The organism is Phocaeicola sp. ICN-14070, from assembly GCF_037892625.1.
GTDB lineage: Bacteria > Bacteroidota > Bacteroidia > Bacteroidales > Bacteroidaceae > Phocaeicola > Phocaeicola plebeius.
The window spans coordinates 26,046-35,645 of the sequence record NZ_JBBKBF010000041.1 but is presented as its reverse complement, the minus strand read 5'-3'; the positions used below and the strand labels follow the sequence as shown (position 1 = coordinate 35,645).

General features: G+C 41.1%; 8 protein-coding genes. 6 read left to right on the top strand and 2 right to left on the bottom strand.

Going from position 1 to position 9,600, the window contains the following annotated elements:
- Positions 1-8 precede the first annotated feature (8 nt).
- Together WKT20_RS11665 and WKT20_RS11660 are read right to left on the bottom strand one after the other, a co-directional pair.
- The gene (locus WKT20_RS11665) at positions 9-998 is read right to left on the bottom strand and encodes a GNAT family N-acetyltransferase (protein ID WP_117702861.1); all 990 of its coding nucleotides are present in this window, start codon (positions 996-998) and stop codon (positions 9-11) included.
- Between the two features lie 28 nt (positions 999-1,026).
- Positions 1,027-1,845 (bottom strand): 1-acyl-sn-glycerol-3-phosphate acyltransferase, encoded by an 819-nt coding sequence (locus WKT20_RS11660; protein WP_340417400.1) that lies wholly within the window; start codon positions 1,843-1,845, stop codon positions 1,027-1,029.
- A gap of 266 nt (positions 1,846-2,111) precedes the next feature.
- On the opposite strand from WKT20_RS11660, the gene rsmH reads away from it, so the two are divergent.
- From rsmH to murD, 6 genes are read left to right on the top strand one after another with little or no spacing between them, the layout of a single operon-like run.
- Complete coding sequence (rsmH, locus tag WKT20_RS11655) at positions 2,112-3,026, top strand: 16S rRNA (cytosine(1402)-N(4))-methyltransferase RsmH (RefSeq protein ID WP_118165343.1); 915 nt, start codon at positions 2,112-2,114, stop codon at positions 3,024-3,026.
- A 3-nt stretch (positions 3,027-3,029) separates the two neighbouring features.
- Positions 3,030-3,377 carry an FtsL-like putative cell division protein gene (locus tag WKT20_RS11650; protein ID WP_007559935.1) on the top strand — a complete coding sequence of 116 codons (348 nt, stop codon included), beginning with the start codon at positions 3,030-3,032 and terminating at the stop codon, positions 3,375-3,377.
- A 1-nt stretch (position 3,378) separates the two neighbouring features.
- A complete protein-coding gene (locus tag WKT20_RS11645; protein WP_118441194.1) occupies positions 3,379-5,502 on the top strand; it encodes a penicillin-binding protein in 2,124 nt (707 codons plus the stop codon).
- 6 nt (positions 5,503-5,508) lie between these two features.
- On the top strand, positions 5,509-6,966 hold the full coding sequence (locus WKT20_RS11640; protein ID WP_117702857.1) for a UDP-N-acetylmuramoyl-L-alanyl-D-glutamate--2,6-diaminopimelate ligase: 1,458 nt from the start codon (positions 5,509-5,511) through the stop codon (positions 6,964-6,966).
- 17 nt (positions 6,967-6,983) lie between these two features.
- Entirely contained in the window at positions 6,984-8,252 is a 1,269-nt protein-coding gene (gene mraY / locus WKT20_RS11635; RefSeq protein ID WP_117702856.1) for a phospho-N-acetylmuramoyl-pentapeptide-transferase, read from the top strand.
- A gap of 4 nt (positions 8,253-8,256) precedes the next feature.
- Complete coding sequence (murD, locus tag WKT20_RS11630) at positions 8,257-9,588, top strand: UDP-N-acetylmuramoyl-L-alanine--D-glutamate ligase (RefSeq protein WP_340417399.1); 1,332 nt, start codon at positions 8,257-8,259, stop codon at positions 9,586-9,588.
- The last annotated feature ends 12 nt before the right edge of the window (positions 9,589-9,600 follow it).

The window sequence follows — 9,600 nt, the reverse complement described above, 5'->3', positions numbered from 1 at the left end:
GAATATTATTATTTCTGCGTTTTATTTACCACCGGATTGGCTCCAGAAGTTATCTGCAGAGCCTCCGGATGTTCACGCAGATAGGATTCAATGTGACGCACACGCTTTTCTTCGAGAATCTCATCCACAGCAATCAGAATACCGGTTTCTTCCACATCGCCAAAGCCATCATTAATCGCCGTACCGAACATACGCATGGTCGGTGACAAACTCATATAGGCATTCACTAGAGGGGGAATGTTATAACCTAACTTGCGCACCTCTGTATTCAATACCTTATAATCTTCCTTAAAGGTATCGTAACAGAACAGCTTCTCAAGTATCTTTTCATCGGTTTCAATCAACAAAGGCTGCATCGGGGTAATTAACTTATCCTTATCATTGAAATGTTTCTTCAGGAAATAAAGAATCATATCACGTCCGAAGCGGTTATAGCTGGAATACATGGTCATCTTTCCAAAGAAATATTTTACCTGCGGCATTACCACCGTCAATGCTCCCAGACCGTCCCATAAATTATCCAAGGCAAACAGCCCTTTTGAACCTGCACGAGTAGACTGATATTCAAGCGTAACGAAAGAACGTCCTAATTCTATCGTAGTAGGCAAATAATCTTTCAAGAATTTCTCGGAGAAATTAAACATGTGCGCCGTTGCCAGTAAAGGCTTGCCATCGGCATCAAACTCCACTTCATCTCCTAACAGATAACGGTAGCCGCCCAGAATTTCTTCAGCTTCAGGATCCCATACGATCAATTGCTGATAAGGATTTTCCATCAAGTCATACTCATCAAGGTCCATTGACTTACCGGTTCCCCCTCCAGCGGCACGGAATGCAATTTCACGCAAACGCCCAATCTCCTTCAACACATTAGGCGCATTCTTCCATGTAACAATGTAAATCTCGTTGTTGCTCTTGTTCGTAAATCTTAAGCGTTTGTCTTCCGTCAGTTCCGATTTTAGAACTTCTTTGTCAATCGGAGCAATTATATCTTCCATAATCTAATGATTAAATCGTATTTTCTTTTCACAGTTTATAAACTAACTCTCTTACATAGTCTGCCCATTCCGTGGCCGAACGTGATTTATCAAACGTCTGCCATGGAATCGGTTTGCCAATTGTCACCTTAAAAGTCTTATGACGGTTTTTAAACATTTCATCAGCCAAATAAAGCATGGCTATGTTAAACTTAATCCCTAAAAATTTACACAGATTGGCTAGATTGTAGAAAAAATCAGAATTCCTTCCTTCAAAATGCACAGGAATAACATCCCGTTGTGTTTCCACACTTTTAGAGATAAAGGTTTTCTTCCAAGCTAAATCTTTAATCACACCTTTTTGCCTTCTGGAACAGATGCCAGCCGGAAACATAATAATATGAGAATCAGAGCGGAATCCAGCCTCTACCATCTTGGGAAAATCGCGCGACTGGGAGCCAGTCTTATTAATAGGAATGCATAAGGGAGCTAATCCATGAAGATTCATCAGCAAATCATTTACAAGGTATTTTATACGACCATTGTAATGCTTGCCCAATATATAGCCTAAGGCGATACCATCCTGACCACCTAAAGGATGATTAGACACAAACGTACACAAGCCATCGGAAGGAAGATTCTCTATCCCTTTCACTTCCAGCTTAATGTCAAGGAATTCCATACAAGCCTCCAGAAAATCCACACCGGTCTTGTCTGCAACACTTTTCAGGAACACGTTAATCTCATCCTGATGCACAATATGCTTTAAGTATGACACTAAAAAACGCGGTATACGATTCGCTTTTTTCCCGGCTTTGTCTCTCAATACTTTATTAATGTCAATTAAAAATATTGAATTTTCACCCATTCTACAAAAGTTTACTTTGCAAAAGTAACTCATCTTTTGAAAAGACACTCATTTTATGACAAAAAATACACTTATACTGATAAAAAAAATTGCAGAACTGATTTCATTAAGACAAATCTTTGACGTTTCTTCCTCGTTTTACACAGAAAGAGTAACCTGTTGATAACTTATTCATATTTTCTATAGAAAACATGATGCGTGATTCTATGGAAATTTCTAATTTTACCGTTTGAATATATAATAAGGTGAATTTACAAGAAAATCGCATGGAGAAAACAGAGCCTACATATCATATACCAGTACTATTACACGAGAGCATTGAAGGTATGCATCTTCAATCAGGAGGTACTTACGTAGACGTAACCTTTGGAGGAGGAGGACATTCCAGAGAAATATTACGAAATATGGATGATAAAAGCCGGCTGTTCAGTTTTGATCAGGACACCGATGCAGAAAGAAATATCATCAACGACAAACGTTTTACTTTTGTCAGAAGTAATTTTCGCTACCTGCACAATTTCCTTCGTTATTACGGAGTAGAAGAAGTGGATGCAATCTTAGCAGATTTAGGTGTTTCGTCTCATCATTTTGACGACTCGGAACGAGGATTTTCCTTCCGTTTTGACGGAAAGCTCGATATGCGTATGAATAAACGTGCCGGTATTACCGCTGCTGATATCATCAACACATATGAGGAAGAAAAGCTGGCAGATCTGTTTTATCTTTATGGTGAACTAAAAAACAGCCGTAAACTAGCCGCAACACTCGTAAAAGCCAGAGCACAAAAACCGGTTGAAACCATTGGAGAGTTCATCGAAATCGTAAAACCACTTTACGGAAGAGAGCGAGAAAAGAAAGAAATGGCAAAAGTTTTCCAAGCACTCCGAATTGAAGTGAATCAAGAAATGGAAGCGCTAAAAGAAATGCTTTATGCCGCAACAGAAGCCCTCAAACCTGGAGGAAGGCTGGTAGTCATTACCTATCACTCGCTGGAAGACCGCATGGTAAAAAACATCATGAAAACAGGGAATATTGAAGGGAAAGCTAAACAGGACTTTTTTGGAAACGTAGAAACTCCGTTTAAATTAATAAACAACAAGGTTATTATCCCCAGCGAGGACGAAATACAGCGTAACCCACGTTCACGCAGCGCCAAACTGAGAATCGCAGAAAAGAAGTAACACATGGAACACCAAGAAATGACACCACAAGAATCTCCACATATTACATGGAGAAGCATATTAGGAGGAGAAGTACTGGTACACCTGATGAGAAAGCAGGCTAACTTAATCATACTGATTATGATTCTTGTCATCCTGTACATAGACAACCGCTATTCCAGTCAGCAAGAAATGATTGAAATAGACCGTTTGAAAAAGGAATTAATCGACACTAAATATGACGCTCTGACTATTTCCTCTGAACTGACAGAGAAAAGCCGCCAGTCGCGCATTGAAGAGTATATTTCTGCAGAAGGGACCCCACTGGAAACAGCTTCCACACCGCCCTATCTAATAAAAAACAAGGACTAAAATGGTACCAGGACAAAAAAACATCATACTACGATATACGCTTATTGTATTCATCATGGCATTGCTGGCTATTGCAATCATTGCAAAAGCGGCAATTATCATGTTTGCAGAGCGGCAATACTGGAAAGATGTGGCCGACCGTTTTATCAAAGAAAATGTAATTGTCCATCCTACCAGAGGAAATATCATTTCTTCAGACGGGAAATTGATGGCCAGCAGCCTGCCAGAATATAAAATCTATATGGACTTCAAAGCTGGAGGTGAAAAGAAAGACACCATGCTGATGAACCACCTGACCGAAATATGCGAAGGACTTCATCAAATTTTTCCAGACAAGAGCGCCAAGGAATTTCGACAGCACATATTGAAAGGCAGACGACAGAAAAGCCGGAATTACCTTCTCTATCCACGTCGTATTTCTTACATAGAATACAAAGAAGCCAAGAAATTACCCGTATTCAACTTGAGTAAATTCAAGGGAGGATTTCATGAACTGGCTTTCAACCAGCGTAAAAAACCATTCGGTTCACTGGCGGCACGTACGTTAGGCGATATGTATCCGGATGTAGCATTAGGAGCAAAGAACGGAATAGAATTGACATACGATTCTATTTTGAAAGGACAGGACGGTATTACTCACCGACAAAAAGTCATGAACAAATACCTAAATATTATCGACAAACCTGCCGTAGACGGTTGTGATATAATTACCACAATTGATGTCGGTATGCAGGATATTGCAGAAAAGGCTCTTGTAGACCAGCTAAAGAATCTAGAAGCGGTGTTTGGTGTAGCCATTGTCATGGATGTAGCAACCGGAGAGGTAAAGGCCAACGTAAACATGACCCGGGCTGGTGACGGAAACTATTATGAGATGCGAAATATCGCCGTAAGCAACTTAATGGAACCGGGTTCTACCTTCAAGACAGCTTCGATCATGGTAGCCTTGGAAGACAAGTTCATCACACCCGACTACATGGTAGATACGGGCAATGGTGTGGTCAATATGCACGGAAGCAACATGAAGGACTGGAACTGGTATAAAGGCGGATATGGAAAAATAGACGTAACCAGAATCATGGAAGTGTCATCCAATGTCGGCGCATCAAGCATCATCGACAAATTCTACGGAGATAATCCACAGAGATTTATAGATGGACTGAAACGCATGAGTATTGACAAGCCTTTAAATTTAGGTTTCGTAGGAGAAGCAAGTCCTCGTATATTGGGGCCTAAAGAACGATACTTCGCCAAGACCTCCTTACCTTGGATGAGTATCGGATATGAAACGATGATTCCTCCTATCTACATGCTAAATTTTTACAATGCCATAGCAAATAACGGAGTCATGGTCAAGCCTAAGTTTGTAAAGGCTATCGCAAAAGATGGAGAAATCATACAAGAATTCCCGACAGAGATTGTAAATCCTAAAATCTGTTCGGACACTACCCTTACCATGATTCAAGGGATTCTACGAAAGGTGGTTTCTGAAGGACTGGCCAAGCCTGCCGGAAGTAAACAGTTTAGTGTATCCGGAAAAACAGGCACCGCCCAGGTTTCTCAAGGAAAGGCTGGATACAAAGCTGGAGGTGTAAGTTACTTGGTCAGCTTCTGCGGCTATTTTCCATCTGAAGCACCTAAATACAGTTGTATGGTGTCCATTCAAATACCGCATGGTCCTGCATCAGGAGGTTTGCAAGCCGGTAGCGTATTCAGCCGGATTGCTGAACGTATTTATGCTAAGCATCTGTATCAGGATTTAGCCTCAGCAAAAGACTCTACTTCAATTATTATTCCTGAAGTAAAGAATGGTGACTTGCGCGAAGCATCTTATGTATTACAGAATCTGAATATTCAAAGTAACAGCTCAAGTATACCGAAAAGCAACACTCCTATTTGGGGAAAAGCAAACTGCACAACAACTTATGCTGAACTGAAACGAACAAATACAGAAAAAAAATTAGTACCAAACGTAAGAGGAATGGGAGCAAAAGATGCAGTTTATCTGCTGGAAAGCAAAGGACTCCACGTACGCTTATCTGGTACAGGAAAGGTAATCAGACAAAGCCTGAATGCAGGCTCTTATTTACATAAAGGACAAACAATTACATTAACATTAAACTAGAAAGAAATGAAACTTGAGAATATGCTAAAAGCTGTCAACGCACAGCAAATCATAGGAGATACCAACCTGGAGGTAAATGGTATTCACATGGATTCTCGCATGGTGAAAAACGGATTCATGTTTGTAGCCGTAAAAGGAACGCAAGCTGACGGACATAACTATATCTCCAAAGCTATTGAAAATGGAGCAACAGTAATAGTCTGTGAACAGCTGCCTGTACAAATTGAATCCAATGTGACTTATATACAACTGACGGATACAGAAGAAGCCGTTGGTAAACTTGCCACTACATTCTATGGAGATCCGACTTCCAAACTGGAATTAGTAGGAGTAACTGGTACTAACGGAAAAACGACCATTGCCACCTTATTATATAATATGTTCCGTCTGTTTGGATATAAGGCCGGATTACTCTCTACAGTATGCAATTACATTGACGGAGAAGCAATCCCCACTGACCATACTACTCCTGATCCAATTACACTAAATCAGCTACTGGGACGTATGGCTGATGAAGGATGCAAATATGTATTCATGGAAGTCAGTTCACACTCTGTAGTACAGAAACGTATCAGTGGTCTGACTTTTGCCGGTGGTATTTTCACAAACATTACCCGTGATCATCTGGATTACCACAAGACATTTGAAAATTACCTGAAAGCAAAGAAAGCATTCTTTGACAATCTCCCCAAACAGGCTTTTGCACTGACCAATCTGGATGATAAGAACGGTACAGTCATGACACAAAATACCAAGGCCAAAGTAGCTGCCTACTCTCTGCATTCTTTATGTGACTTCAAAGGCAAAGTACTGGAAGACAGTTTTGACGGAATGCTGCTTGACATTAACAACCGCGAAGTAAACGTGCAATTTATCGGACGCTTCAATGCTTCTAACCTGCTGGCTGTATATGGAGCAGCATGCCTGTTAGGTAAACGCCCGGAAGATATATTGGTAAAACTGAGCATGCTTCGTCCTGTTTCCGGACGCTTCGACGCCAAACGTTCTCCCAAAGGCTATACAGCTATTGTAGACTATGCACACACTCCTGATGCACTGGTAAACGTACTAGAAGCTATCCACGAAGTATTAAGAGGAAGAGGACAAGTCATTACGGTAGTAGGTGCCGGAGGAAACCGTGACAAAGGAAAACGTCCTTTAATGGCGAAAGAATCCGCTCAAAGAAGTGACAAAGTAATTATCACTTCTGATAATCCACGCTTTGAAGAACCTCAAGACATCATCAATGACATGTTAGCGGGACTTAGCAAGGACGACATGAAAAAAGTGATCAGCATTGTCGATCGCAAAGAAGCGATCCGTACCGCATGTATGTTGGCTCAACCACAAGATGTCATCCTGATTGCCGGAAAAGGACACGAAACCTATCAGGATGTAAAGGGTGTCAAATCACATTTTGACGACAAAGAAGTATTGGACGAAATATTCAAAGGAGAACTTTAAAAAATAGAAACAAGACAATGTTATATTATTTATTTCAATATTTAGAGCAATTCAATTTCCCAGGAGCACGAATGTTCGGATACGTATCGTTCCGTTCATTAATGGCTGTCATTCTCTCTTTGTTGATTTCTGCCATCTTTGGAGAATATTTCATTAATCTGCTCAAAAAGAAGCAGATTACAGAGACGCAACGTGATGCATCTATTGACCCTTTTAACGTCAATAAGGTTGGTGTCCCGACAATGGGAGGTATCATTATCATTGTAGCAATTCTGATTCCTTGCCTGCTATTAGGTAAATTGCATAACATCTACATGATATTGATGTTGATTACTACCCTGTGGCTCGGAACTTTAGGCTTTTTGGATGACTATATCAAGGTGTTCCGAAAAGACAAGGAAGGACTTCATGGCAAATTTAAAATCATCGGCCAGGTAGGTCTCGGACTGATTGTAGGTCTGGCTCTGTACCTGAGTCCGGATGTAGTAATACGAGAGAACATTGAAATTCAACAAGACGGTCGTGTGGTTGACGTAGTTCATAAACCCGTGGATGAGAAATCAACCAAGACAACGATTCCCTTCTTCAAGAACAACAACTTGGATTATGCCGACTTTGTAGGATTCTTAGGAGAACATGCACAAGATGCCGGATGGATTGTTTTTGTATTCATCACCATTTTTGTGGTCACAGCCGTTTCCAACGGAGCCAACCTGAACGATGGTATGGATGGAATGGCAGCCGGAAACTCGGCCATTATCGGGGTTACCTTAGGTATATTGGCCTATGTATCCAGTCACATAGAATATGCAGAATACCTGAATATCATGTATATTCCAGGAAGTGAGGAACTGGTAATCTTTATCTGTGCCTTCATTGGAGCACTAGTCGGTTTCTTATGGTATAATGCCTTCCCTGCGCAAGTATTCATGGGCGATACCGGAAGTCTTACTATTGGAGGACTTATCGCTGTATTTGCCATCATCATACACAAGGAGTTATTAATTCCTATTTTATGTGGAGTATTCCTGGTCGAGAACCTGTCGGTTATTCTTCAAGTGAAGTATTTCCAGCGCGGTAAGAAAAAAGGAGTCAAACAGCGTATATTCAAACGCTCACCGATTCATGACCATTTCCGTACGACATTGGCACAGCTCGACCCAAACTGTACTTATTTGATCACACGCCCTCACAGCGTATTCCATGAGTCCAAGATTACAGTCCGTTTCTGGATTGTAACCATTGTATTAGCAGCAATTACGATAATCACACTTAAAATCAGATAAAGCAATGGCAAGAGTCGTCATCTTAGGAGCAGGAGAAAGCGGCGCTGGTGCCGCTGTCCTGGCACAGAAAAAAGGATTTGACACATTTGTATCAGACATGTCCCTCATCAAGGACAAGTACAAAGCAATGTTGAACGAAAGAGGTATTCAATGGGAAGAAGGCAAACACACAGAAGAGTTGATTCTGAATGCGGATGAAGTGATTAAAAGCCCGGGAATTCCCAATGATGCTCCTATCATTCTGAAATTAAAGAATCAGGGCACTCCCATCATTTCGGAGATTGAATTTGCAGGCCGATATACCAATGCTAAAATGATTTGTATCACAGGCAGCAATGGTAAAACAACTACAACCTCACTGATTTATCACATTTTCAAGAAAGCAGGTCTGAATGTGGGACTGGCAGGCAATATTGGGCAAAGTCTGGCTTATCAGGTAGCTGAATGTAACTATGACTATTATGTCATTGAACTCAGCAGCTTCCAGCTCGACAACATGTATAAGTTCCATGCCAATATCGCCGTGCTGATGAACATTACTCCAGACCATCTGGACCGTTACGGATTCGAAATGCAGAATTACGTGGATGCCAAATTCCGCATTATCCAGAACCAAACGGATGATGATGCCTTTATTTTCTGGAACGATGACCCTATCATACAGAAGGAACTTCATAAATACGGTATTCACGGACAATACTTCCCATTCGCAGAAAAGAACGAAGAAGGAGTAGCCGCCTTTACCGAAGAAAACAAAGTGTACTTCACCCGTCCTATCGCATTCAATATGGAACAGGAGGAGTTAGCTCTGAATGGAACTCACAACCTCTTCAACTCTATGGCTGCCGGTATTTCTGCTAACATTGCAGGCATTCGCAAAGAATGCATCCGCGAAGCTCTGAATGATTTCAAAGGCGTAGAGCACAGACTGGAAAAGGTAGCACGTGTGAAAGGAGTGGATTATATCAACGACTCAAAAGCTACGAACGTCAACTCATGCTGGTATGCCCTTCAAAGTATGAAGACTAAAACCATCTTAATCTTGGGAGGAAAAGACAAAGGAAATGACTACAATGAGATTGCCGACCTTGTAAAAGAGAAATGTAGCGGACTGATATTCTTGGGGCTCCACAACGAAAAGCTGCACGACTTTTTCGGCAACTTTGGTCTTCCGATTGTAGACGTACAGAGCATGTCTGATGCAGTAAATGCGGCTTACAACATGGCAAAAAAAGGAGAAACCGTATTGCTAAGTCCGTGCTGCGCAAGCTTTGACCTGTTTAAAAGTTATGAGGACCGAGGCGATCAGTTTAAAGAGTGTGTAAGAAACCTATAAGCATCATTAAAA